The 24,648-nt window shown below is 38.9% G+C and carries 22 protein-coding genes and 1 riboswitch; of the genes, 12 read left to right on the top strand and 10 right to left on the bottom strand.

Features of this window, described 5'->3' with window-relative positions; translation table 11 throughout:
• Window positions 1-21 precede the first annotated feature (21 nt).
• On the bottom strand, window positions 22-1,029 hold the full coding sequence (gene dusB, locus BMX11_RS00495) for a tRNA dihydrouridine synthase DusB (protein ID WP_090879709.1): 1,008 nt from the start codon (window positions 1,027-1,029) through the stop codon (window positions 22-24).
• 44 nt (window positions 1,030-1,073) lie between these two features.
• Here dusB and BMX11_RS00490 point away from each other — a divergent pair, with 44 nt between their 5' ends.
• Genes BMX11_RS00490 through BMX11_RS00480 form a run of 3 tightly spaced genes read left to right on the top strand, consistent with a single transcriptional unit; the run spans window position 1,074 to window position 3,043 of the window.
• Complete coding sequence (locus tag BMX11_RS00490) at window positions 1,074-2,000, top strand: CPBP family intramembrane glutamic endopeptidase (RefSeq protein ID WP_090879706.1); 927 nt, start codon at window positions 1,074-1,076, stop codon at window positions 1,998-2,000.
• The gene (locus BMX11_RS00485) at window positions 1,981-2,187 is read left to right on the top strand and encodes a putative signal transducing protein (protein WP_090879703.1); all 207 of its coding nucleotides are present in this window, start codon (window positions 1,981-1,983) and stop codon (window positions 2,185-2,187) included. Before BMX11_RS00490 ends, BMX11_RS00485 begins: the two co-directional genes overlap by 20 nt.
• A gap of 46 nt (window positions 2,188-2,233) precedes the next feature.
• Complete coding sequence (locus BMX11_RS00480) at window positions 2,234-3,043, top strand: phosphatidate cytidylyltransferase (protein WP_090879701.1); 810 nt, start codon at window positions 2,234-2,236, stop codon at window positions 3,041-3,043.
• Between the two features lie 2 nt (window positions 3,044-3,045).
• Here the strand turns inward: BMX11_RS00480 and BMX11_RS00475 are convergent, their stop codons facing one another.
• The 3 genes from BMX11_RS00475 to metE form a co-directional block, all read right to left on the bottom strand.
• Window positions 3,046-3,711, bottom strand: coding sequence for a class I SAM-dependent methyltransferase (locus tag BMX11_RS00475; RefSeq protein ID WP_090879697.1), 666 nt, complete (start codon window positions 3,709-3,711; stop codon window positions 3,046-3,048).
• A gap of 66 nt (window positions 3,712-3,777) precedes the next feature.
• A complete protein-coding gene (locus BMX11_RS00470) occupies window positions 3,778-4,164 on the bottom strand; it encodes an acyl-CoA thioesterase (protein WP_090879694.1) in 387 nt (128 codons plus the stop codon).
• Between the two features lie 66 nt (window positions 4,165-4,230).
• Window positions 4,231-6,570 (bottom strand): 5-methyltetrahydropteroyltriglutamate--homocysteine S-methyltransferase, encoded by a 2,340-nt coding sequence (metE, locus tag BMX11_RS00465; RefSeq protein WP_090879691.1) that lies wholly within the window; start codon window positions 6,568-6,570, stop codon window positions 4,231-4,233.
• A 195-nt stretch (window positions 6,571-6,765) separates the two neighbouring features.
• Window positions 6,766-6,967: riboswitch (cobalamin riboswitch) on the bottom strand.
• A 179-nt stretch (window positions 6,968-7,146) separates the two neighbouring features.
• On the opposite strand from metE, the gene BMX11_RS00460 reads away from it, so the two are divergent.
• On the top strand, window positions 7,147-9,840 hold the full coding sequence (locus BMX11_RS00460; protein WP_090879688.1) for a M14 family metallopeptidase: 2,694 nt from the start codon (window positions 7,147-7,149) through the stop codon (window positions 9,838-9,840).
• Between the two features lie 65 nt (window positions 9,841-9,905).
• On the opposite strand, the gene BMX11_RS00455 is transcribed toward BMX11_RS00460, so the two are convergent.
• Window positions 9,906-10,553, bottom strand: a complete 648-nt coding sequence (locus BMX11_RS00455) for a hypothetical protein (protein ID WP_090879685.1) — start codon at window positions 10,551-10,553, stop codon at window positions 9,906-9,908.
• 133 nt (window positions 10,554-10,686) lie between these two features.
• On the opposite strand from BMX11_RS00455, the gene BMX11_RS00450 reads away from it, so the two are divergent.
• Entirely contained in the window at window positions 10,687-11,403 is a 717-nt protein-coding gene (locus tag BMX11_RS00450) for a DsbA family oxidoreductase (protein ID WP_090879682.1), read from the top strand.
• Window positions 11,404-11,733: 330 nt separating this feature from the next.
• Here BMX11_RS00450 and BMX11_RS00445 read toward each other — a convergent pair whose 3' ends face one another.
• On the bottom strand, window positions 11,734-11,946 hold the full coding sequence (locus BMX11_RS00445; protein WP_175474432.1) for a DUF3820 family protein: 213 nt from the start codon (window positions 11,944-11,946) through the stop codon (window positions 11,734-11,736).
• Between the two features lie 137 nt (window positions 11,947-12,083).
• Complete coding sequence (gene mfd / locus BMX11_RS00440) at window positions 12,084-15,422, bottom strand: transcription-repair coupling factor (protein WP_090879676.1); 3,339 nt, start codon at window positions 15,420-15,422, stop codon at window positions 12,084-12,086.
• A gap of 262 nt (window positions 15,423-15,684) precedes the next feature.
• Here mfd and BMX11_RS00435 point away from each other — a divergent pair, with 262 nt between their 5' ends.
• The 5 genes from BMX11_RS00435 to BMX11_RS00415 all read left to right on the top strand — a co-directional run bounded on the left by BMX11_RS00435 (window position 15,685) and on the right by BMX11_RS00415 (window position 20,105).
• Complete coding sequence (locus tag BMX11_RS00435) at window positions 15,685-15,987, top strand: DUF2752 domain-containing protein (protein WP_090879673.1); 303 nt, start codon at window positions 15,685-15,687, stop codon at window positions 15,985-15,987.
• A 4-nt stretch (window positions 15,988-15,991) separates the two neighbouring features.
• A complete protein-coding gene (locus tag BMX11_RS00430) occupies window positions 15,992-16,360 on the top strand; it encodes a TM2 domain-containing protein (protein ID WP_090879671.1) in 369 nt (122 codons plus the stop codon).
• Between the two features lie 236 nt (window positions 16,361-16,596).
• Window positions 16,597-17,694 carry a Nif3-like dinuclear metal center hexameric protein gene (locus tag BMX11_RS00425; RefSeq protein ID WP_090879669.1) on the top strand — a complete coding sequence of 366 codons (1,098 nt, stop codon included), beginning with the start codon at window positions 16,597-16,599 and terminating at the stop codon, window positions 17,692-17,694.
• Window positions 17,694-18,440 carry a zinc ribbon domain-containing protein gene (locus BMX11_RS00420; RefSeq protein ID WP_090879665.1) on the top strand — a complete coding sequence of 249 codons (747 nt, stop codon included), beginning with the start codon at window positions 17,694-17,696 and terminating at the stop codon, window positions 18,438-18,440. The genes BMX11_RS00425 and BMX11_RS00420 overlap by 1 nt, the downstream gene beginning before the upstream one ends.
• Window positions 18,441-18,617: 177 nt before the next feature.
• Window positions 18,618-20,105 (top strand): tetratricopeptide repeat protein, encoded by a 1,488-nt coding sequence (locus BMX11_RS00415; RefSeq protein ID WP_090879662.1) that lies wholly within the window; start codon window positions 18,618-18,620, stop codon window positions 20,103-20,105.
• Here the strand turns inward: BMX11_RS00415 and BMX11_RS00410 are convergent.
• From BMX11_RS00410 to BMX11_RS00400, 3 genes are all read right to left on the bottom strand, one after another.
• Window positions 20,102-21,178 carry a 3-oxoacyl-ACP synthase III family protein gene (locus BMX11_RS00410; RefSeq protein WP_090879658.1) on the bottom strand — a complete coding sequence of 359 codons (1,077 nt, stop codon included), beginning with the start codon at window positions 21,176-21,178 and terminating at the stop codon, window positions 20,102-20,104. The genes BMX11_RS00415 and BMX11_RS00410 overlap by 4 nt on opposite strands.
• Window positions 21,179-21,246: 68 nt before the next feature.
• Complete coding sequence (locus BMX11_RS00405; RefSeq protein WP_090879654.1) at window positions 21,247-21,900, bottom strand: response regulator transcription factor; 654 nt, start codon at window positions 21,898-21,900, stop codon at window positions 21,247-21,249.
• A 1-nt stretch (window position 21,901) separates the two neighbouring features.
• Window positions 21,902-22,924, bottom strand: a complete 1,023-nt coding sequence (locus BMX11_RS00400) for a sensor histidine kinase (protein ID WP_090879651.1) — start codon at window positions 22,922-22,924, stop codon at window positions 21,902-21,904.
• A 215-nt stretch (window positions 22,925-23,139) separates the two neighbouring features.
• On the opposite strand from BMX11_RS00400, the gene BMX11_RS00395 reads away from it, so the two are divergent.
• Window positions 23,140-23,505, top strand: a complete 366-nt coding sequence (locus BMX11_RS00395) for a hypothetical protein (protein WP_090879648.1) — start codon at window positions 23,140-23,142, stop codon at window positions 23,503-23,505.
• Window positions 23,506-23,596: 91 nt separating this feature from the next.
• Window positions 23,597-24,598: a hypothetical protein gene (locus BMX11_RS00390; RefSeq protein ID WP_090879645.1), complete on the top strand. Its 1,002-nt coding sequence runs from the start codon at window positions 23,597-23,599 to the stop codon at window positions 24,596-24,598.
• Window positions 24,599-24,648 lie beyond the last annotated feature (50 nt).

Raw genomic sequence — 24,648 nt, 5'->3', positions numbered from 1 at the left:
GTACAAAATGCTTTTCAAAAATCAAGCCATTACTTTTGTGGCGTCGTAATTGGCAAACTTTTCTGCCACTTCTTCTAATATGCTGTAAATGTTGTTGATATCTGGCTCTGCCACCAGGCGCATTCGGTAAGGTTTAAAATCTGGTAAGCCCTTAAAGTAATTGGCATAATGCCTGCGCATCTCAAAAATACCAGTCTTAGGGCCTTTCCAGGCGATAGATTTTTCCAAGTGTGTTCTGCACACATTAATTCTTTCTTCAATGGTTGGGCCGGCAAGTTGCTCTCCGGTTTTAAAGAAGTGTTTAACCTCTCTAAAAATCCAGGGATAGCCAATTGCCGCACGGCCAATCATAATTCCATCTATTTCGTACTCCATCCGCCAGTTGGCTGCTTTCTCCGGACTATCTACATCGCCGTTGCCAAAAATTGGAATTTTAATTCGTGGATTGCGTTTAATTTCACGGATGAGGCTCCAGTCTGCTTCACCTTTATAAAGTTGTGCTCTGGTACGGCCGTGAATAGTTAAAGCCTGAATACCTACGTCTTGCAAACGCTCGGCAACTTCGTAAACATTTTTAGTGTTGTCATCCCAGCCCAAGCGGGTTTTTACGGTAACAGGTAAATGAGAGGCCTTAACAACGGCTTCGGTCATTTTCACCATTTTATCAATGTCTTGCAATAAGCTGGAGCCTGCCCCTTTGCAAACCACATTTTTTACCGGACAGCCATAGTTAATATCAACCAGATCAGGGTTAGCGGCAGAAGCAATTTCTGAAGCTTCACGCATGTGCTCAATATCGCCACCGAAAATCTGAATCCCGATGGGTCTTTCATATTCGAAAATATCCAGTTTCTGTATGCTTTTTGCTGCATCGCGGATTAATCCCTCAGAAGAAATAAATTCCGTGTACATCATATCGGCTCCATTTTGCTTACACACATAACGGAACGGCGGATCACTCACATCCTCCATTGGCGCAAGTAAAAGCGGGAACTCCCCTAAATCTATATTTCCTATCTTTACAGACATTTTTCTATCTTCAACACTTATAAAAACATACAAAGGTACAAATAATGAATTTTGTAACACCTAACCGAGAGGAAATCAATCCTTTCTTGCAATTACTTTTACTTTTAGCTTACGCTATTTTGGGTTCATTGATCTTCAGTGTACTGGCTTTGGGAATCATTATTCCTTTTTATGGTTTAAATATATTGCAAGAGATTTTGGGTCAGGAGATTACTGCTGATAATGTGAATGCATTTAAAATTCTTCAATCTTTAAGCACTTCAATTGGTTTGATGGCTGTTCCTGCGCTGGCTTTGGCCATTACTGAGCGAAAAAAAATCACCACCTTTTATAGCTTTAAAAAGCCTGCATTTTTACTCTTGGGGATGGTTTTGATCATCATGATTGCGAGTATGCCGATAATGGAATGGGTTACGCTGACTAATCAAAAAATGATCTTTCCGGATTTCTTAAAGGATATTCAGGTATGGATGAAGACCATGGAAGATGCAGCAATGCAAACAACCATAAAGTTAATAACGGTTAGGAACAATTGGGACTTCATCATCAATTTAATTGTGATTGCTGTTCTTCCCGCTATAGGTGAAGAGTTAATGTTTAGAGGCGGCGTTCAGAGAAGTTTATATCGGGCTTTTGGAAATCATCATGCTGCCATTTGGATTGCTGCCATTCTATTTAGTGCCATACACATGCAATTTTATGGCTTTGTTCCCCGAATGCTTTTGGGTGCTGGTTTTGGTTACCTCTATTATTACGGTCAGAGCATTTGGTATGCAATAGCAGCTCATTTTATCAATAATGCGTATGCGGTTTGTGCGGCATTATATATGCAGAAGCATCATATCCCCTTAGATAAAGCAGACGAACCTTTAGGCTTTCCATGGTATGGGTATTTAATTAGTGCAATAATTACCATAGCTTTGTTTAAATTTTTTAAAGATATAGCACAGCGTGAGCGAAAATTGGATTAAGGTATATACAACGGCCGATGCCTTTGCAGCCGAAGTATTGAAACAAGGATTAACAGAAGCAGGAATTCCGGCAGTAACCATGAATAAGCAGCTCTCTGCCTATCACATTGGAGAAATTAATGTTTTAGTTCACAAAGCTGATTTTGATAAGGCCATTGAATACATTGTCGAAAATGAAATTGACTAATGCAATCAGAACGACTTTAAATCTTACACCTTTTACGCTAACCTAAATGAAAACCAGGGCAATAACCGCTTTTTTCTTTACCATAGTCATGCTGGCATCTATTCTTTTAGATAGCTATGTTTTTACTGTTTTTTATCTGATTCTAAGTGTATTATCTTTATTTGAGTTTTATAAACTGATTAAAAACTCTGGTATTCGTCCACATAGAAATATCGGATTAGTTGCAGGAGCCCTGATTTTTTTAATGGCTGCAGGATTACATTATTTGAAGTATGATGTAAAATATTTGCTGCTTTGTATTCCGTTAATTTTTTCGGTTTTCATTACAGAGCTTTACAAGAAGAATAAAATTCCATTCGCAAATATTTCTTACACCTTTGTGGGCTTTGTTTATGTTACCATCCCCTTCTGCTTCTTTCACGCCCTGGGCTTTTTAAAAGACTGGAATCATTATAACTTTCATTTCCCATTGGCTTTTTTACTGATGCTTTGGGCAAACGATACCGGAGCTTATCTTTTTGGGATGAAATTTGGGAAACGTAAGTTATTTGAAAGGCACTCTCCAAAAAAGAGCTGGGAAGGATTTTTCGGTGGAATGTTTACCAGCGTACTGGTAGCAATTGGCCTGTCTTTTATCTTTACAGAAAATGTGGCTATAATTTGGGTTGGAATGGCTGTGCTAATTGCCAGTTTCGGTACCCTGGGCGACCTGGTTGAATCTATGTTGAAAAGAAGCTTAGACACTAAAGACAGTGGAGGCTTACTGCCAGGCCATGGAGGGCTTTTAGATCGCTTTGATGGCCTTTTATTAGCGGCTCCTGTTGTTTATGCCTACTTGTACCTGATTCTTTATTAAAACTATCGTTTTGCAATGATAACATGGTAATCTCTGGTCACTTTGAAACCGGCATTGCTATTTATCTCTTCGGTGTTCGTGATTTTCTTTATAACATTAAAGCCATTCCTAACCAATAAACTCTCGGATTCAGAAAGGTTGTATAATTGGAAGCCATAAGGGGTAAAAGGAAGTTTTTCCATAAAGGTCTTATCTGCAAAACACAGGACGAATAATCCATCCGGCTTCAAAACACGTTCTATCTCTTGTAAATAATCGCCTGTATTCTTCCAGAAATAGAGGGTATTAACCGTGAATATTTTTTCGAAGCTGTCACTTGGAAAAGGTAAAGTTTCGCCATCTGTAAGTTCAAAACTGGCCTGAGCTGCTGCGATAAAAGGTTCATTTATTTTCCTGGCCTCAGCAAGAATCGTTTCAGAGATATCGGCTCCCTGATACTGGAGGTTACTGGCTTTTTTTAACAGATAGGCAAGATGCCCGGCATTCCCAGGTCCAATTTCTAAAATATGATCATGAGGTTGAAGGCTTAGCGCATCTATGGCAGCCTGCGTCATTCCGATATTGTTAACGTTCATTACCTCCCCTGTTTTTACACCATGCTCACCTTCAGGGCAGCTTAATTGTTTGGCAATGGCTTTTAAATCTTCTATTGTAGGTTGATTTTCCATAATTGAATAAAGCTAAGTGGTTAGGATAATGAACTGTTATATCTTTTTCCGGATGTTTTACAATGATTACTTGATAACCTGAACAGGTTTCTTATGCTCATCTATGGCTACGAAGGTAAAATCGCCGTGAACGGCTAACTCTCTGCCTTCTGCGTACATCTGTTCGATGTAAATTTCTACATTTACTTTCAGACTGGTATTTCCTACATGGATCACTTTACCAACCAATTCTACAATTGAACCTGCAGGGATGGGTTTTTTAAAATCTATTCTGTCGCTGCTTACCGTTACCATTATTTGCCGGCTAAAACGTGTAGCAGTGATAAAGGCTACTTCGTCCATCATGTGCATGGCTGTTCCACCAAATAAAGTGTCGTAATGATTGGTGGTATTCGGGAATACGGCTTTAAAAATACTGGTTTTAGAGTTTTCTATTCTTTCTTCTAGGGTCATGGGCTAAAGGTATGATCTGTAAAAAACTTTGGCAACTTTCTGTTGAGAAAGTTGCCAAAGCGAAGTTTAATAGGAATTGATTTGAAAGTCTGCAGCTAAAACGGGTACTGTTTTTCGCATCTCTTTCGCGGCTTCAACCATTTCAATGAGCGCTTTTTTAGTTTCATCCCAACCGCGGGTTTTTAGGCCGCAATCTGGGTTTACCCAAAGTTGTTCTGCTGGGATTACTGATTGTGCTTTTTGAAGTAAAGTAATCATTTCCTCCCTTTTAGGCACCCTTGGAGAGTGGATGTCATAAACACCGGGGCCAATTTCATTTGGATATTTGAAATCTGCAAAGGCATCTAAAAGTTCCATCTGAGAACGGGAAGTTTCTATGGTAATCACATCGGCATCCATATCTGCAATGTTCTGGATAATGTCATTGAATTCGGAGTAGCACATGTGGGTATGGATCTGTGTTTCATCTTGTACCCCACTCGCAGAAATTCTAAATGCTTTAACCGCCCAGTTTAGGTAATTTTGCCAATCTGCTTTGCGTAAAGGTAACCCTTCTCTAATGGCAGGTTCATCAATCTGAATGATTTTAATGCCCGCTTTTTCCAGGTCAACAACTTCATCACGAATTGCTAAGGCAATTTGAGTACAGGTTTCAGCGCGTGGCTGATCATTTCTTACAAACGACCATTGTAAGATGGTTACAGGGCCCGTTAACATCCCTTTCATGTACCTGGAAGTTAACGACTGTGCATAAGAAGTCCATTTTACCGTCATGGGTTTCGGGCGAGAAACATCACCAAAAATAATTGGAGGCTTCACACATCGCGAGCCATAGCTTTGCACCCATCCGTTTTTAGAAAAGGCAAAACCAGCCAGTTGTTCACCAAAATATTCTACCATGTCATTGCGTTCAAATTCGCCATGAACCAAAACATCAAGGTCAATTTCTTCCTGCCATTTTACTGCTTTTGCAGTTTCTTCAGCTATTAAGCTATTGTATTCTTCTGTGGTAAATAAGCCTTTTTTAAACTTAGCTCTCCAGCTTCTAACTTCGATTGTTTGCGGGAAAGAACCGATGGTGGTAGTGGCATATTGAGGTAAGTTTAACGATTGCTGTTTAACTTTTCTGGTAGAAAAAGGATTTAACCTTTCGGCATCTTTCTCTTCTAAAGCCTGAACACGTTGCTTTACTGCCTGATTGTGAATGAGGGTTGAAGTTTCCCTGTTATTAATGGCAATCAGGTTTTCTTCCAATTTTTGCTGGGTAGATGCAGGGCTTTCTTGCGTAGCTAATTTCTTTAAAATAACTACCTCGGTTACTTTTTGTTTAGCAAAAGACAGCCATTGTTTAACTTCTGCAGCTAGGTTTTGTTCATCCGTTTCGTTGTCTAAATCTACGGGCGAGTGAATAAGCGAGCATGATGGAGCTATCCAAACTCTTTCTGATCCAAGCTTTTGTACGGCTTGATTAATAATTGCGCTGGATTTAGAGAAGTCGTTTTTCCAGATATTTCTACCATCAACCAAACCAAGCGATAATATTCTATCTTCGCCAAGTGAGGCAATAACGGTTTCGAGTTGACTTTCTGCGCGGACTAAATCAATGTGTAATATGTTGACAGGGAGTGAGGTGGTTAAGGCCAGATTATTGCCTAAACCTTCAAAATAGGTGGCTAATACAATTTTTAATTTAGGAAAAGCTTTTCTAATTTCCTTGTAAACATGCTGATAGGCAGCTTGTTCCTTTTCTGTAAGATCTAAAGTCAGGAAAGGCTCATCAAACTGAACGTATTCTGCATCCAGCGCAACCAATCGGGTTAAAATCTCGATATATACAGGAAGAAGATTTTTAAACAGGTCGATTTTTTCGAAACCACTCTCCTTCTCTTTTCCTAAAAGAAGGTAAGAAACAGGACCAATCAATACGGGTTTACTTTTAATGCCCAATTGCTTGGCTTCGTAAAACTCGTCGATAATTTTAGTAGAAAATAGTTTAAAAGGCTGGTCTTTATAAAATTCCGGAACAATATAGTGGTAATTGGTGTCGAACCATTTGGTCATTTCCATGGCAACCACGTCCAAGTCTTCCTTTTGATAGCCTCTGGCCATGGCAAAATATAGATCTAGTTCGGCATTTCCCTTTTTCAATATCACTTCATTGTACCTTTTAGGGATGGCACCAAACATTAAGGAGTGATCGAGCACATGATCATAGAAGGAAAAGTCGTTGGAAGGGATAATATCAATTCCTGCTTCTTTTTGTAACTGCCAATTTTCATGGCGGATGTTTTTACCCACCTGGAGTACATTTTTGTAACCTGTTTTTCCTGCCCAATAATTTTCGCAGATTTTTTTCAGTTCGCGTTGGCTACCTATTCGCGGATAGCCCAGATTTTGCGTTTGCATTCTTTTAAAGATTAAGTGAAAAAATCATTAAAAGCTCTTTGTGCAATATTTTATAATGCTTTGCGCTATAATTCAGTGGAAAAGTTTGAGGCATAATGTATCCGCTCATCTGCAAAAATGCTTCGAGCAAAACGGAATAAAATTATATTCTATTGTACCTATCAGACCTGACCAATGGCTTTATAACGCGAAAGCATCGTCAATTCGATTAAGGCAGGTCTCCTGACTTATCCCCAATTTTATCGCCTTCCCATACCTTAAAAGTACAGTGGCATTAATGATAAAACTGTTGTCTTTTTTACAGACAAGATTTACAGTTGCGCGACAGCTCGTGATTTTCACACGATTCCCTATTAACCTCGATATTACACCGAGGACCCTCACCGGTTGATGAAAAAATAAAGTTAAGAACTTACATCAAAGGCAAATGTAACTATTAAGGAGGAGGATTTTGATGATTAACGCAATTTTTGAACGAATTGGATCCAAATTGACCGTCTGTAACAAATTTAGCGCAAGCGAATTACAGCAAATAATCTATATTATATTTGGTTTATCCATCAAACTAAACTTATTATGATCAAAAACTACCTCAAAAAGATCTCTTTTATTTTTTTTCTGGGAGTAGGATTTTCGGCTGTTGCCCAAGAGGTACCCAGCCCTAAATCTCATTTCGGATTTGATATCGGCGATAACTATCAGCTGGCTACCTATACCCAAACAGAAGCTTATTTTAAAAAGCTGGCAGAAAGTTCAAAAAGGGTCAAATTGGTCGATATCGGTAAAACCGAAGAAGGGAGAAGTCAGTATATGCTGATTGTTTCTTCGCCAGAAAATATTCAAAAATTAGATCGGTATAAGGAAATCTCGCAACAGCTTGCCCATGCAGAGATTACAAAAGAACAAGCGAAAGCACTATCTCAGGAAGGAAAAGCCATTGTTTGGATAGATGGTGGCCTGCACGCCACAGAAACAGTTGGGACACATCAATTGATACAAACTGCGTATGAATTTAGTTCAAAATCAGACCCTGAAACCTTACGGATTTTAGATCATGTAATTATTCTCTTCACGCATGCTAATCCCGATGGACAAGAACTGGTGAGCAATTGGTATATGCGGCAGAAGGATCAAACAAAAAGGACCCTATCTGGACTACCGAGGTTATATGAAAAATATGCGGGACACGATAATAACCGCGATTTTTTCATGCTCAACTTAAAAGAAACCCAAAATATTGGGAGGCAACTTTTTGTAGAATGGATCCCACAGATTATGTACAATCACCATCAGGCAGGGCCTGCCGGAACGGTTGTAGCCGGCCCTCCATATCGCGACCCTTTTAACTATGTTTTTGATGCAACCCTTTTGACCAGTTTAGATGCCGTTGGTGCAGCTATGCACACCAGAATGAATGTAGAGGGTAAGCCGGGGTATACACAACGTGGAGGCTCCGTTTTTTCTACCTGGTATAACGGTGGACTAAGAACAACCACTTATTTCCATAATATGATAGGCTTGTTGACAGAAATAGTGGGCAGTCCAACGCCATCAGAGATTCCCTTAGTGCCTTCCAGGCTTTTGCCGAATAGTGACTCCCCTAATCCGGTAACGCCAAGGAAATGGTACTTTAAAAATTCAATAGATTATTCAGTTTCCTTAAACTATGCCGTATTAAATTATGCGCAACGCTATAGAGATGAGCTGTTGTTTAATATCTACCAGATGGGTAAAAACTCCATCGAAAGAGGAAAACAAGATACCTGGTCTTTCTCTCCTAAAAAAATTGATGCCATAAACAATGCGGCTAAAAAAGCTACAGGAACCGTTCCTACGGGAGATTTTGAATATGGACAAAGACCAGCAATGAGTAACCAATATTTTGACACCGTAATGAAAGCACCTGCAAACAGAGATGCAAGAGGGTATATTATTTCGGCAGATCAGGCAGATTTTAATTCTGCTATTAAGTTTTTAAATGCATTAATCAGAACGGGAATTGTGGTTCAAAAAGCAACAGCTGATTTTACTGTGGCAGGAAAGAAGTATCCTGCGGGTAGCTATGTGGTAAAAACCGATCAGGCTTTCAGGCCACACGTTTTGGATATGTTCGAACCTCAGGATCATCCTAACGATTTTAAATATGAGGGTGGAGCTCCAATTCCACCATACGATGCGGCAGGGTGGACTTTGGCCTATCTTATGAACGTTAAGTTTGACCGGATTTTAGATAATTTTGAAGGTCCGTTTGAGCGGAATCCATATGGGAAATTATTGAGCCCTGAATATAAGCCAGTCTCGGCATCTGGCTATGTTTTAAGTGCAGCGCAAAATGATTCTTACACTACCGTAAATGATTTACTAAAGCAAAAGGTAGAAGTTTACCGTGCCGCCGAAAATGGAGATTTTTATGTTTCATCGGCAGGAAAATCTATATTGGAAAAGGCGAATGTTAAATTGAAAGCAGCGTCATTGCCAAAAGATAAAATCAAAATTTCTTCTGCCCGGATAGGTCTTTGGGATACTTACGGAGGTTCTATGGCTTCGGGCTGGATGCGTTTTATTATGGAGCAATACCACTATAATGCAACGGTTATTTATCCTCAGGATATTGACGCAGGCAATTTAAAATCCAGGTATGACATCATCATTTTTGTTGGTGGAGCCATTCCTTCTCTTCAGGCAGGTGGCTTTGGAGGAAGAAATGCAAGCCCTGCGGCTGATGAAATTCCAGCTGAATTTAGAAATCGCTTAGGTAGAATCACTACAGATAAATCAATTCCTCAACTGAAGAAATTTTTGTCGGAGGGAGGAAATATATTAACCATTGGCAGTAGCACCAATTTGGCCTACCATTTAGGTTTACCAGTTAGAAATGCTATGGTTGAAATTGTAAACAGTCAGGAAAAGCGTTTGCCGAATGAAAAATACTATGTTCCTGGCAGTGTTTTGAATGTGGAGGTAGATACTAAATCGCCATCAACCTGGGGTATGGAAAAAGAAGCAGATGTTTATTTCGATAATAGCCCTGTTTTTAAATTAACCGGAGATGCCATTGCAACTGGTAAAATTATACCCTTGATGTGGTTTGAATCGGCAACACCTTTAAGAAGTGGTTGGGCCTGGGGCCAGGCCTATTTACAAGATGGAGTAACGGCATTTGAAGCCAATGTTGGGAAAGGAAAACTCTTTGCATTCGGACCTGAGATTGCTTTTAGGGCACAAACTCATGGCACATTCAAGTTGATTTTTAATCAGTTGTATAAATAGTAAGCATAAAAGAAGGACCATTAAGGTGAAAAACTTAATGGCCCTTTATGTAAGAAATTCTTGATTTATGATTTTGAATACGGAAAATTTCTGGAAACTTTTCTCATCATGTGCTCTACCAGGTCATCTGTTGATGTAGTGATGTTATCATTCATGGTCTTGAAAAACCTCCAAAGTAAATCGCCTGAAGCACCGCTATTCAAAGTAAGGGTTAATGTACCGGTTCCTGTTTTACCTCCAAAACCGCCGAATAATACAGCAGATGCTATTGCTCCAGCTTCTGATTTTGATTGTTCTGTTTCAAAGTTACCACCCAAAACAGCGTCAACGCCTAAAATCTTGGCTACCTCATCCTTAGTCAACTCGTCTAGCTTATCCTGTACCCCTGCTTTTTTTAATAATATATTGGTCTTGTCTGGATCTTGAAATTCAACAGTGTAGTTGCTTGCTTTCCGTAACAAAAAAGTATACATACTTGATTGTATAGATTTAGACATAGTTTTTTCCTGGTCTTTGTTAGCCTCAGCATTAAAGTTTTTAGGCATTTTCTTGTACGAGATCTTCGTATTAAAGGGCAAGATAGCAACCAGTTTGTGATTGGGCTTTTCGACATTTAACTTCGGACTTTCAAAAATTTGTTTTGAACCTTCGAATTGCGCACGAGCAGACATGCCGATGCCAGCAATAAAGAGCATTAATAAGATTTTTTTCATTATAAAAATTTGTTTGGTAATTCAAACATACATCATTTTGCTTAAAGAAAAATAAAATTTGTAACAATTTTGAAGCTTTCATTTTTTACGCTGTCCTTACTTTGTTTTCTACTGATACCCTTAGCTTTGCCTTATGAAAGTAGAAATCTGGTCGGATGTAATGTGTCCGTTTTGCTATATCGGGAAACGTCATTTTGAGCAAGCGATTGATAAATTGCCATTCAAAAATGAAATTGAAGTGGATTGGAAAAGCTATCAGCTCAACCCAGAGTATCACAATACTGATAATGAGACTATTTACGATTATTTATCGCGAAGCAAAGGGATGTCTGTAGAACATGCGAAGCAGATGACTCAGCAGGTTGTAGATATGGCTGCAAATGCAGGTTTAACCATCAATTTCGATAAGAATATCCCGGCTAATACCTTCAATGCACATCGCTTAATCCATTTGGCGGCAAAGCATAACCTTCAGGATGTTGCTGAAGAAAAATTGTTTGAAGCACACTTTGTTCAGGGCAAAAATATTGGTGAGGATGCCGTACTGATTGAAGTAGCCAAAGAAATTGGTTTAGATGCCACAGAAACAACAGCGGCGCTTGCAAGTGATCAGTATGCAGAGGCCGTTCGTTATGATATTTATGAAAGTCAGAACTTAGGAATTCGCGGTGTTCCCTATTTCGTTATGGATAGAAAATACGGTGTTTCGGGGGCACAACCGGTTCAGGCATTTACCGATGCCCTTACGCAAAGCTTTCAAGAGTGGAAAGCCAGCCAGCCGCAAAGCACATTAACCTCGTTAAACAAGAACAATGATGCCATTTGCGATGAAAATGGCTGTGAGATATAAACAGTTTCCCGCAGATTAAGGAGATTAAATTGTCAGCGCAAATCTTCTTAAATCGACGGAGACGCTTCTTTTAGGTTAATCAATTATTAACCACGCTACTTCATTAGATAAAAAAAATGATCGTGCGAAGGAAATGGCTTTGAGATATAAACAGTTTCCCGCAGATTAATGGGATTAAATTGTCAGCGCAAATCTTCTTAAATCGGCAGGAAAACGCTCCTTTTAGGTTAATCAATTATTAACCACGCTACTTCATTAGATAAAAAAATGATCGTGCGAAGGGAAGGGCTGTGAGATATAAACAGTTTCCCCTGCGATTAAAACCCTAATTTATTTACCTTTTAATGGCGTTAACAGGTATTCCAATCCATTAACCCTAATCTCAAACATGGTGGCCATTAAATCGCCCAATTTTCCCTTTGGGAAGCCTTTATCCTTGTACCACAAGAGATAGGTTTCTGGTAAATTGCAGATTAACCAACCTTTATACTTACCATAAGGCATGGGCATGCGTACTAATTCGAGTAATAATTCGGGGTTCATCAGGCTATAAAGGTTAGTAATTCGGAATCAATTAAAAGGGTAAGTGGCTTCAAGATAATCTAAAAAACATTAATTCAGTCAATGAAATGACTCAATTAACGTTAATTCAGTCAGTCGACTGACTGAATTAACGTTTTCTAATCTATCAATTCTAAAGTTTGAATCGCTTCTTCAACCGTATTGATATGATCAAAAGCAATCCTTAAAGTGTTTTTAACCTCTTTCAGGTTACACATCCTGGGATGGTGTTGTGCAAAGGTTAAGATTTTGGTAAAGGTATTAGAATCGAAATAAGCAGACTGTTTATCGCTTAAGAAATATCCGCGCAAGCTGTTTTTCTTGAAACTAATTTTCTCAAATCCTAATTTTTTACCCAACCACTGTAACCTCACCACACTAAGCATGGTTTTAACCTGCGGAGGTACCGGACCAAAACGATCGGCCAGGTGCTTTTCAAAAACAGCCAACTCAGTTTCGTTTTCCAGTTTAGAAAGTTCAGTATAAAGGTTATATCGTTCGGTAATATTGGTAATGTAAGCATCTGGAATGTAAAGCTCCAGATCGGTATCTACTTGAGTAAAACCCACAAAAGGTCTGGCGGGCTCATTCTCAAATAAGCCTTTAAACTCAGCTTCTTTTAACTCCTGTATGGCTTCATCTAAAATCTTGTGGTACATTTCAAAGCCTATTTCGGCAATAAAGCCGCTTTGTTCTGCCCCTAATAAGTTCCCGCTACCGCGGATATCTAAATCTCGCATAGCCACATTAAAGCCGCTACCAAGGTCTGAAAACTCTTCTATGGCACTCAGTCGTTTCCTCGCTTCAGAAGTAAGTGTAGAAAGTGGCGGCGAAAGCAGGTAACAGAAAGCTTTCTTATTACTACGGCCCACACGGCCACGCATTTGGTGTAAATCGCTCAAACCAAACATGTGTGCATGGTTGATGATAATGGTGTTGGCATTCGGAATATCCAATCCCGCTTCAATAATGGTTGTAGCCACTAAAACATCCTTTTCACCATTGATAAAATCAAGCATTACATCTTCCAGGGCATCTCCATCTAATTGTCCATGCGCAATCCCGATCCTTGCTTTCGGAACGAGTTTTTTAATTAACCCGCCCAGTTGCATAAGGTCGTTTACGCGGTTATGGATAAAGAAAACCTGCCCACCCCTATCTAATTCAAACTGAACAGCTTCCTGAATCAGTTTTTCATTAAATACATGAAGCTCGGTACTTACCGGCTGACGATTGGGTGGTGGCGTGCTAATGATCGATAAATCTCTTGCTCCCATTAAAGAAAAATGTAGCGTTCTGGGGATCGGAGTTGCCGTTAGCGTAAGGGTATCAACATTAACCCTTAAGGCCTTAAGCTTTTCTTTTGCCGTTACCCCAAATTTTTGTTCCTCATCAATGATCATAATGCCCAGATCTTTGAATTTTACATCTTTACTGAGCAATCTATGTGTTCCAATAAGGATATCTACCTTGCCATCTGCGGCTTCGGCCAAAGTATCTTTTATCTGTTTACTCGTTTTAAATCGGTTAATATAATCTACCTTAACCGGAAATTCTTTTAACCTCGACGAGAATGTTTTAAAATGCTGAAGCGCTAAGATGGTTGTCGGAACCAATATGGCGGCCTGTTTTCCTTCAGCAACGGCTTTAAATGCCGCCCTCACAGCAATTTCTGTTTTTCCAAAGCCAACATCACCGCAAACCAACCGGTCCATGGGGTGTGGTGCCTCCATATCTTTCTTAACGTCTTGGGTAGCCTTAAGCTGATCGGGAGTGTCTTCGTAAATAAATGAAGCCTCTAACTCTGTTTGCAGATAGCCATCGGGCGAAAAAGCTGTTCCGGCCTGGGTTTTTCGTAGGGCATAAAGCTTAATCAGGTCTCGGGCAATGTCCTTAACTTTTTTTTTAGTGGTTTTTTTTAGCTTATCCCAGGCATCGGTACCCAGTTTATTCATCTTGGGCGCACCACCGTCTTTACCACTGTATTTGGCAATGCGGTTTAAAGAGTTAATGTTTACGTAAAGCAAATCATTGTCGGCATACACCAAACGGATCATTTCCTGCGTTTTGCCATTTACCTCTACTTTCTCCAAGCCTGCATATTTACCTATACCATGGTCAATGTGGGTAACAAAATCGCCCGATTTCAGCTCCCGAAGCTCTTTGAGGGTAATGGCCTGACTGCGCTGGTAGCCTTTCTTGAGTTTATATTTGTAGTAGCGATCAAAAATCTGGTGATCGGTGTAGAAAGCCACATTAATCTTAGGATCAATAAACCCTTCGCGGAGCATACTATTTACCGGAGTAAACTTCGCCGTTTTATCAATATCATCCAAAATGGCATACAAACGTTCAATCTGTTTTACCGAATCGGTGAAGATAAAGTTTACAATCCCCTCTTTCTCGTTTTCCTTTAAATTATGAATGAGGAGGTTAAAGTCTTTATTAAAAGAAGGTTGAGGCTTCGTTTCAAACTCAAAGTAGTTTTCGGTACGATAGAAAAACTGCTTTCCAAATTCAATCAGCGGGAAATCCTGTAGATGGTCTCCCAACAATTTCTCATCGGTAAAAGCAAACTTGGGGTCAATCCATTCCGGGTTTTGGTTTTTGTCTGCAGCAGAAAGAGCTTTCCAGAGTTCTGTTGCTTTTTTATAGCCGGCTTTAACAATATCCAAAGTAAATTCTACATCCTTAAACCAAAGCTGTGTGTCCTGATCAATATAATCGAGGATACTGATATTGCTTTCCGTTAAAAATTTAGCTTGTACATTTGGAACGATGGTTAGCGATTTAACATCGGCAACCGATAGCTGGCTTTCAATTTCAAAACTCCTGATACTTTCTACCTCATCGCCAAAAAACTCTATACGGAAAGGCAAATCAGAAGAAAATGAAAAAATATCTACTATACCACCACGGATAGAGAACTGCCCGGGTTCATAAACAAAATCCCGCCTATCGAAATCATAGTCAATTAAAAATTCATTGATAAAATCGATTCCAAGTTTAGCACCAACCGCTATTTCCAGGGTGTTTTTTTCCAGGGCAGAACGATCGATAACCTTTTCGGCAATTGCTTCCGGGTACGACACTACAATTTTACCAAATTCAGAATCGTGGTTAAGCTCATTCAAAACCTCTGCCCTCGCCAAAACATTGGCCGTATCCACTTGCGTAAAATCAAATGATTTTCGGTAAGAAGAAGGAAAGAGTAACACTTGCTTATCTAAAACGCTTTCCAAATCAGATTGGAAATAAGCGGCCTCTTCCCTGTCGGGAAAAATAAACAAGATGGGTTTATGAAGTAAAAAATAAGACGATAGCGCTACAATAGCATCAGCAGAACCCACCAAACCCTTCAATTGTATTTTAGGATTTTTCGAGCTGTTCAACGCCTTGGTAAATTCAGTTACCCTCTCGTCTGTTTTGTATCTGTTTATTAAATCGCGAATATTCAAGGCGCAAATTTAAGGTTTATTTCTTAATTGATTTTTTCGAATTGTAATCATCGTATTAATTTAACCACAAAAGGTTGCAAAGGTTTTGAAGCGCGTATCAGGGGTAAAATCTAAATAGTACAATAAATAAAAGATAGATGATGCAGCGATTGTTCGAGTTAATCCGTTCATTTGTCGGATTTTTTTTACATTTCGTCGAATAATCGCTTATTTCCGTAACAAAGCTATTTTTGCAGCCTCTAAAATATATAAAAACTGAAACATGAAATACATTAAATCCTTTCCGCTGGAGCTTTTATTCTGGATATCGGCTTTAGTGTTGTTGGCCACAGCAAACGCTCATGAACACCATTTTACCCTCTGCCCGTTGGCCAATTTGGGTTTCGAAGGATGGTGTCCGGGATGCGGTTTAGGAAGGTCTATCAGTTACATTTTTCATGGCGAATTTGCCAATAGTTTTAAAGAACATTGGTTAGGTTTTCCGGCAGTATTGATCATCATGCACAGAATTTATACCCTAATAAAGCAAATTAAAAGACAAAAAATTTCAATAATAAACACATAAAACCATGGATATATTTCAATCACCCCTAATGTCGTTACCAGGCATAACGCCAGAAGAATACTCCTACTTACAACAAGCAACCACGGGGTTAACCGAGCAACAATTGCGCAATTTCCTTATGGTATACAGCAGCAAACGTAAAAACCCTTCAGATATGCTGATGTTCTGTTTAATAGGTCTTTTTTTAGTGCCAGGATTGCAGCGCTTTATCGTTGGCCAGGTAGGAATGGGAATCCTTTACTTAGTTACCGCAGGTTTATGTTTCATCGGTTCAATTGTTGATGTAATTAACCATAAGAGCCTGGCATTTGAGCACAACCAGAAAATGGTTTTCGAAAGCTTGCAAATGGTCAGAATGGGTGGGTTTCAATAACTCAGCCACTTAACAAAAGGGATTCAATTTCTTTAGAAAATCAAGGGCAGTACCTTTTATTAATGTCCGTCCTGCTATACATTACAAGTCCGCACCCAATGAAAAATTGGGCTTGCGGGCTTTTCATTTCTATCAGGTTTATTAAGACTTGTCCTTGGTAAACAAACCGTAATTTTTCTGTGAATGCCAGATTGCTCTAACGAAGTTTATTGTATCAAATTTTCTATATTTAGGCCATGAAATTAGCGGAAATAACCAATTACTTAGAAAGCATTGCACCACTGAACTATCAGGAAGAGTATGACAATTCAGGTTTAATTGTGGGAGATCCCAATATGGAAATCCGGGCAGCTTTAGTGGCTTTAGATTGTGTGGAGAAGGTGGTAGATGAAGCCATTAATACTGGCTGTAACCTCATCATTACCCACCATCCTATTGTATTTAAAGGACTAAAAAAACTGAATGGTAAGAACTATGTAGAGCGGGTAGTCTTAAAAGCGATTAGGAATAACATTGCGTTATACGCTATTCATACCAATTTAGATAGCGTGCATACCGGGGTAAATGCCAGAATCTGTGAGCGTTTAGGGCTTACGGGTGTAAAGGTGTTGTCGCCAAAAGCGGGGATATTGAAAAAACTGGTTACCTATTGTCCTCATGCACAGGCAGAACAATTGCGATCGGCACTTTTTTATGCAGGAGCAGGCAATATTGGCAATTACAGCGAATGCAGTTTTAATGCAGAAGGATTCGGAACCTTTAAGGGCAATGAATCTTCCGATCCGTTTGTGGGCGAAAAGGGTGTTCAGCATCGCGAGTCGGAAGTTCGGATTGAAATGGTTTATCCGGTACAGGCAGAAAGAAAAATTTTGGTAGCCCTTTTCGAAAACCATCCTTATGAAGAAATTGCTTACGATATTTATAAATTGGAGAACAAACATGAAATGGTGGGGTCTGGAATGGTGGGCTGGTTAGAGTACGATATGGATGGCTATGATTTCTTACACCTGGTAAAAGATAGAATGCAGGCTAAAGTAGTGAGACATACCGATTTAATTACCAAGAGAATTAAAAAAGTGGCCGTTTGTGGTGGTTCTGGAAGTTTTCTGCTTAAAGAAGCCATCGCCGCAGGAGCAGACGCCTTTATTACGGCAGATTTTAAGTACCATGAGTTTTTTGATGCAGAAGAAAAAATAGTGATTGCAGACATCGGACACTTTGAGACTGAACAATTTACCTCAAATTTATTGCTTGAAATTATTCAAAAAAAATTTACTAACTTTGCAATCCGTTTAACGGAGCAAAATACAAACCCCATAAATTACTTGTTTTAATGGAACAAACCGTAGAACAAAAGCTAAAAGCTTTATACGAATTACAAAATATCCACACTAAAATTGATAAAATCCGTCAGGTAAGAGGCGAGCTTCCAATGGAAGTTGCTGATCTTGAGGATGATGTGCTTGGTTTAGAAACCAGAATCCAGAAGATCAAGAATGAACTTGATGATTTGGAAGATGCGATCGTAACCCGTAAAAATACAATCAAAGATGCTCAAGCGAACATCAAAAGATACGATTCTCAGTTAAAAGAGGTTAAAAACAACCGTGAGTATGATGCTTTAACTAAAGAAATCGAAATCCAGGGTTTAGATATTCAGGTTTCAGAGAAGAAAATTAAAGAGCATGGCTTCGAAATTACTTCAAAAACTGAAATTTATGAATCTGCTTTAGCTGATTTAGAGGGCAGAAAAAAAGATTTAGAAGTTAAAAAAGCAGAGCTAGATCTGATTACTGGAGAAACTGAGAAGGATGAAGATGCTTTACAAAAAAAGGCAGATTCTGCAGAAACTCAAATCGAAGAGCGTTTATTAGTGGCTTACAAACGTTTACGCAAAAACGCAATTAACGGTTTAGCGGTTGTAACTATCGATCGTGATTCTTGCTCAGGATGCTTCAACCAGATTCCACCTCAACGTCAGTTAGACATTCGTCAACGTAAAAAAATCATCGTTTGCGAGCACTGCGGACGTATTTTGGTAGATGAGGCCTTAACTCACGAAGTAGCTGAAGCTTTATAATCAAACACAAAATATAATGGCGGCCCTGTTGAAAAACAGGGCCGTTTTTTTGTGCAAAGGGTTTGCCTCAATTTTTAGTCTTTTAATTGAAACAAGAAGAGGATTTGAGCGTTTATTGTAGATATTTGTTAAAATGTGAATTAGCGTCCCATTAAAAGGCGCACTATATCTTCCCAAATGATTAAAAGCCTTCGTTTATTAACGCTTATTGCTCTTATTTCCTCCCCATCTTACCTCTTCGCCAATTTTGATTTTAATGCCAATTGTCTTAACGCCTACAAAAGCATTTTTGAGCTGAAGCTGGGAAACGCAAAGGCTTATGTGGCAACAGAAAAAAAACTTAGACCCAATAATGCGATTATCCCGCTATTGGAGAATTACATAGATTATTTTACCCTCATTACTTCCGAAAGCAAGGCTGATTTTGATAAGCTCAAAGGAAATAAATCTACCAGACTGGATAAAATAAGCGACGATGACAAGGATTCGCCTTATTATCTTTATGCACAGGCAGAGATCAATCTGCAGTGGGCACTAATACGAGGTCGGTATGGCGAGTATTTCAATGCAGCAATGGAAATTAGGAGAGCCAATAACCAGCTGCAGGAAAATGCCAAAAAATTCCCTAATTTTCATCTTAACCTCAAAGGGCTGGGCCTAATCAATGCGGTTATCGGTAATTTGCCAGATGGAGGATTAAAAAGTGCCTTATCAACCCTTGGTCTTAAAGGTAACCTGCAGAACGGGTTAAATATGTTAGAGAAGTTAACAGAAAACCTACCCAAATCTAGCTACGAACCTTTTTACGAAGAAGTAGTATTTTATTATGCCTATGTGCTTACTGACGTGGCTCATAGTCCATTGGCCTATGCCAAAACCATGAAATATACCGAGAGAATTGCCGATACAAGCTTGCTTAAAAGTTATTTGCAAAGCTATGTATGCATTAAAAACGGTCATACGGATGAAGCTATCTCTATTCTGAATAAAAAGCCGGCGGGAGGGGTTTATCAGTCTTTCCCTTATCTCGAGTATTTGGAGGGGGTTGCCCGGCTGAATAAACTGGATTTAACCGCATCAAATAACTTTAACCGCTTTTTGCAGGCCAACAGAGGCGTTAATTATATTAAGGACGCTAACCTCCACCTTGCCTGGGTTTCGTTGTTAAACGGCGATAAAAATAGCTATAGCAGCTATATTTCTAAGGCGATTAATTCAGGGTTTTCCTATAATGAGAAAGATAAGCAGGCCCAGAATGAGGCTTCAGCTCCTGCTCCACCGGCAGAACTATTAAAGGCCAGATTGTTATTCGATGGAGGGTATTTAAGTAGGGCCTCACAGATATTATCGGATAAGAAAACTGCCGATTTTGAGAGTGACAAAGATAAAACCGAGTTTAATTATCGAATGGGTAGGATTAACGACGATTTGGGAAAAGATGATTTGGCCTTAACCTCTTACCAGGCGGCTATAAACCAGGGCAAGAATTTAAAATACTATTTTGCTGCGAATGCGGCTTTACAAATGGGCAAAGTTTACGAGAAGAAAGGCAATAAGGCTAAAGCAAAAGAGGCTTTCAATACTGCCATCTCTATGAAAAACCATGAGTACGAAAACAGTATTGAAAGCCAGGCTAAAGCCGGTTTAAGAAGAATAGGTAACTAGAAACGGTAAATAAAAGCGTTTATGTGCATCCCTGCGCCTACAGAGGCGAAAACAGCAACGTCTCCTGTTTTTACCTGGTAACCCTCTACTTTGGCCTTTAAAACAAGATCTAAAAGTGTAGGAACAGTTGCAACAGAGCTATTTCCAAGCCAGCTAATGGTCATGGGCACCAGGTTATCGGGTACAGTTTCCTTTCCGTAAAGTTTAAATAAGCGTTTCATAATGGCCGTATCCATTTTTCCGTTGGCCTGGTGAACAAATACAATGTTGATATCTTCAACACTTAGGCCTGCTTTGTCTATGGCTTTTTTAATGACTTGTGGCACCTGGATAACGGCAAACTCATACAACTTACGGCCGTTCATTTTAAGGTAGTAATTGCCACTTGTTTCATCCGGATGAAAGCCCTTCCCCATGGTGAGTAATCCTGCATGGTTTAGTGAATGTGTTTCGGTTTTATGGGCTAGTATTCCTGCTTTGGCCAGGCTGTCCTTACCTTCGAAAATAACGGCTCCCGCACCATCAGAAAAAATCATGCTATCACGATCATGTGGATCAATAATTCGGCTTAATGTTTCAGCACCAATCACCAGAACACGTTTGGCATCACCGCTTTTAATGTAGTAATCGGCTTGTATTGCGCCTTGTACCCATCCCGGACAGCCGAAAATGAGGTCATAAGCCACACAATCTGGATTATGGATGCCCAACTGTTGTTTAACCTTTGCAGCTAAAGAAGGTAAGATATCTGTCCGGTTACTATCCAGACGGATATCGCCAAAATTATGGCAGAAGATAATATAATCAAGCGTTTCTTTATCGATACCAGCATCTTCTATGGCCTTTTCTGCCGCTTTGGCACCAATATGGTTGCTCAATAATTCCGGACAAGCATATCGACGTTCTATGATTTCGGTGATTTCAGAAAACTTGCTGATAATTTCTTCGTTCTCTTTTTCTAAAAGGCTACCATTCTCAAAGAAAGTGGAATTGATAAATTCATTCCCTGAGATAATATTTTCGGGAATATAGCTTCCGGTTCCGCTAATTACCGTATTTATTGTTGTGCTCATAATTATAATACCACATACTAAATCGGTATGTAGTATAAAACTATGGTTAATAAATTAGAAAAGGAAATTTAAAATTGTTTTTGCCAGAGATTATTTTGTATGGCAAATTTAATTAAATCGGTTTTCCCCGATAATTTAAGCTTCTGTATCATATTTTTACGATGCGTATCTACCGTAAATAAGCTAATAAATAATTTGCTGGCAATCTGTTTGGAAGAAAGATTTTCGCTAATTAATTTTAAAATTTCAATTTCACGATGTGTGAGATTATATTTCTTAAGAAAGGCATCTGTCTCGGCAAATCTATTTAACCCCGGGATGTACTTCTCTTTTTCTCTAAAGTAATAATTTCCTGATGAAATTTCCCTGATCACCGAAAATAATAAGTCGGCATCGGTATCCTTGGGTAAATACCCTTTTATTCCAATTGATTTTAACCTCGTGCTTAAGGATGGGGCGTTGTACATGGAGAGCACCAATATTTTAATAGAAGGAAATGATCCAACTATTTTTTCAGCTGTAATTTGTCCATCAAGGATAGGCATATTTAAATCCATAATCAACACCTCGGGAAGTCTGCTATTCAAAAAGTGTAAAACTTCCTTGCCATTAGACGCTTTTCCAATAATATCAAAATCTGGCTGTAAAGCTAATAAGCCACATAAACCATCTACAAAAAGCGTATGATCATCGGCAACCATTATTTTAATTGTTTTACTCATGTTAATTGGGAATATGAATCGTGATGGTTGTTCCGGCCGTATTACTATCTAAGAAGACTGAACCCCTGAGGTAACTTACCCGCAAAGAAACGTTATTTAAACCCATACCCATTTGTTGCTTTTTCGTATCAAAGCCAACCCCATTATCTTCGCACATGATGGTAATTTCTGTTCTGGAAACCAGGAGTTGTAGGCTTGCCCGGGATGCAGAAGCGTGCTTTTCTATGTTGTTAATCAATTCTTTAACCATTCTGTAAATGGCTAATTCTAAATCTGGGTTAACGACTTTTTGCAAATCGAAAACAAATTCATAAGCCGTATTACTCATTTGAGCTAAGTAAATAAACTGTTCATTCAAGGTTTCAACCAGCCCTAATTTTTCAAGATTTTTAGGCATCAGGTCATGTGCAATTTCCTTCAAATTGATGCAAGCCTTTTCCATCATGCCAATGGTTTGCATATAAAGATGCTGGTTATTTTCGCTTAAGTATTTTATGCTGGTTTTGAATGAGGTTAAGTTTAATTTGATAGCAGAAAGCGTTCCGCCCAAATCATCATGTAAATCTCTGGCCAGCCTTGCTCTTTCATTTTCCTGTGCAGTAAAAATATTATCAATTAAGGCAACTTCCAGCTTTGCTTTCTCTTGCTGAAGGATTTTTTTCTCGTTTTTTAGATAATTGTAGCGTTGAGTTAAGGCAAAGGAAAGGAAGACAATTTCAACCGTTAAGCCAACTACCAATCCGGTAGTGTTATCAATATAAAATGTGATGATGCCTAAGGTGTTAAAAACATAATTAAGGATGCCCGGTAATAAAATGAGCATCGCTACCAAATAGTACCGGGCTAATTTATAACCACTAATTAGTATTTCTATTGCACAGGTGATGAGTATGAATACCGTTATTACAGCAATAAAGTTCGCCGCAAAGAAATTTATTTTTTCGATTAAAATAGGTTTGCTGTTTTGAGCTTTGCTTACTGAAATGGATACAGTCAGCAGGAGCAGAAATATATATTTATCCATGGCTCATGCGGTTACATCTATAAAATGCTGCTTAACCAGGAGATAATCTTTAACAAGAGAGACGGTTACTTAAATATAGGTTTTATTCTGAAGTTTAAAAAATACCGAGTACTCGGTATGGGATTGGTTGGTGAGTTGGGGTTAATTTTATTTCAGTATAACGGACAAGCCGAAAACCGGATTAAAAAGTAGGCAAAATTAATGTCGAAATAAACATGGCTGAAATTCAAATTAGTGCAAATCAGACCGTACAAATGAGCTCATTTGTTGATGGTGCTGCAACCCAAAGGTTCACTATTAAAAGAAGGCTTTATAATGAAGCTAATTATGTCACTCTAGGCGTTTATCAGGGTGGAACTCCAGAAAGCTCCCAAACGTTTAATGCTATAAATGTTCCTACAGTTTTTGAAGTAATATGTGAATCTAACTGGGCAAAATATGGTACAGAGTGGAAACGCTCTGCTGAAAGACTGAAATACTTTAACAATCCTGGAGAAACAGTAGTAAGAATAGAGAGTGATGATGCTTGGGGTGGTGACGGAGATTTCAATGATTTAGTTGTTCAATTCATTTTAAAGTGATTTTTTATTCGTAAATAAATACTCTGTTTTGGGTATTTAAAGCTGGAGCAGCAGGTGGTAATTTTGGTTTATCAGAAATAAAAAAAACCAGATGATGAAGAAACTATTAACCCTCCTGTTTGTGCTCCTGTCCTATATTGGGGTATATGCACAATCTCACGTATCCAAAAGTGAATACGCCCGGTATAATTGCCGTTTTGCACCCAAGGGCTCAAATAATGCAGAAGGTAAACTTATGTGCCCTGCTTGCGCAAAAGAAAAGGAAGATGCCAGAAAGAAGAAGATTGCAGACGATAAGGCTGCAGACGATGCACACAGAATAAAAAATGAAAAGTTAAAGGCTGAAAATGCGATCGCTTTTAAAAAGAAGCAGGCAGAGATAGCAGAGAAAAGCAAGGTGACAGAGGTTTATGTTACGATGGGTAAAACTAACGCATCAGCTACAACCAAGAAGCCATTGCCGGTGGTCAAAAAAGCTCCTGTTAAGTTGGGAAAAGATGTGCTGCTTTATGCGGGTTGGGGCATGGGTATGTTTACCCACAATCAACGCATAAACTTCTTTTTAAATGAAAATAACGACACAGTATTAAAAAGTAACGATTACCTGGAGGCATATGCGGTATGGAGGGAAAACAAGAATAATTTTCCAAAAAACATTGGAATTGTGCTATTGAAGGAAACGAATACAATAAGCAATGATAGACAATTGAATGTTGCGGATATCGTTGATATTAAGGGTAAAAGATATTTCAACGATAAAACGATCAGTACCATTTTCCACCTCGCTGATGACTATTTTGTGGTTTGCAGAAGTCCTAATCTTCCTGAGTGGCGTTCTTATGGAAATAACTATACTGGCTATGAAAACGTCGAGATTTATAACTTAAAAACAAAAAAAAGCATACCTTTTGACAAAGCTAAAGATAACCACCGCTATGTAAGTATATCTATTTACGTGGGCGGAAGGAAAATGGGCGAACCGGGTCTTGAACCGTTTCTCTCCAGGGTATACAGAAACTATGATGAAGATGTATACTGCTTAAACGAAAAAAGAGAAATGGTAGTAAAGCACATACCAAAGTCTGAGCGTTAATAAACTAACAAGGAAATTTTTGAAGGTCGGAAAATTAAATTTCTGACCTT

Source organism: Pedobacter rhizosphaerae (assembly GCF_900111155.1).
Classification (GTDB): Bacteria; Bacteroidota; Bacteroidia; order Sphingobacteriales; family Sphingobacteriaceae; genus Pedobacter; species Pedobacter rhizosphaerae.
This window is presented reverse-complemented; position numbering and strand designations above follow the sequence as displayed.

Coding starts and splice junctions, on each gene's coding strand:
- dusB (WP_090879709.1), bottom strand. CDS start 1,029: ATGTCTGTAAAGATAGGAAATATAGATTTAGGGGAGTTCCCGCTTTTA.
- BMX11_RS00490 (WP_090879706.1), top strand. CDS start 1,074: ATGAATTTTGTAACACCTAACCGAGAGGAAATCAATCCTTTCTTGCAA.
- BMX11_RS00480 (WP_090879701.1), top strand. CDS start 2,234: ATGAAAACCAGGGCAATAACCGCTTTTTTCTTTACCATAGTCATGCTG.
- BMX11_RS00475 (WP_090879697.1), bottom strand. CDS start 3,711: ATGGAAAATCAACCTACAATAGAAGATTTAAAAGCCATTGCCAAACAA.
- BMX11_RS00470 (WP_090879694.1), bottom strand. CDS start 4,164: ATGACCCTAGAAGAAAGAATAGAAAACTCTAAAACCAGTATTTTTAAA.
- metE (WP_090879691.1), bottom strand. CDS start 6,570: ATGCAAACGCAAAATCTGGGCTATCCGCGAATAGGTAGCCAACGCGAA.
- BMX11_RS00460 (WP_090879688.1), top strand. CDS start 7,147: ATGATCAAAAACTACCTCAAAAAGATCTCTTTTATTTTTTTTCTGGGA.
- BMX11_RS00455 (WP_090879685.1), bottom strand. CDS start 10,553: ATGAAAAAAATCTTATTAATGCTCTTTATTGCTGGCATCGGCATGTCT.
- BMX11_RS00450 (WP_090879682.1), top strand. CDS start 10,687: ATGAAAGTAGAAATCTGGTCGGATGTAATGTGTCCGTTTTGCTATATC.
- BMX11_RS00445 (WP_175474432.1), bottom strand. CDS start 11,946: ATGAACCCCGAATTATTACTCGAATTAGTACGCATGCCCATGCCTTAT.
- BMX11_RS00435 (WP_090879673.1), top strand. CDS start 15,685: ATGAAATACATTAAATCCTTTCCGCTGGAGCTTTTATTCTGGATATCG.
- BMX11_RS00430 (WP_090879671.1), top strand. CDS start 15,992: ATGGATATATTTCAATCACCCCTAATGTCGTTACCAGGCATAACGCCA.
- BMX11_RS00425 (WP_090879669.1), top strand. CDS start 16,597: ATGAAATTAGCGGAAATAACCAATTACTTAGAAAGCATTGCACCACTG.
- BMX11_RS00420 (WP_090879665.1), top strand. CDS start 17,694: ATGGAACAAACCGTAGAACAAAAGCTAAAAGCTTTATACGAATTACAA.
- BMX11_RS00415 (WP_090879662.1), top strand. CDS start 18,618: ATGATTAAAAGCCTTCGTTTATTAACGCTTATTGCTCTTATTTCCTCC.
- BMX11_RS00410 (WP_090879658.1), bottom strand. CDS start 21,178: ATGAGCACAACAATAAATACGGTAATTAGCGGAACCGGAAGCTATATT.
- BMX11_RS00405 (WP_090879654.1), bottom strand. CDS start 21,900: ATGAGTAAAACAATTAAAATAATGGTTGCCGATGATCATACGCTTTTT.
- BMX11_RS00400 (WP_090879651.1), bottom strand. CDS start 22,924: ATGGATAAATATATATTTCTGCTCCTGCTGACTGTATCCATTTCAGTA.
- BMX11_RS00395 (WP_090879648.1), top strand. CDS start 23,140: ATGGCTGAAATTCAAATTAGTGCAAATCAGACCGTACAAATGAGCTCA.
- BMX11_RS00390 (WP_090879645.1), top strand. CDS start 23,597: ATGATGAAGAAACTATTAACCCTCCTGTTTGTGCTCCTGTCCTATATT.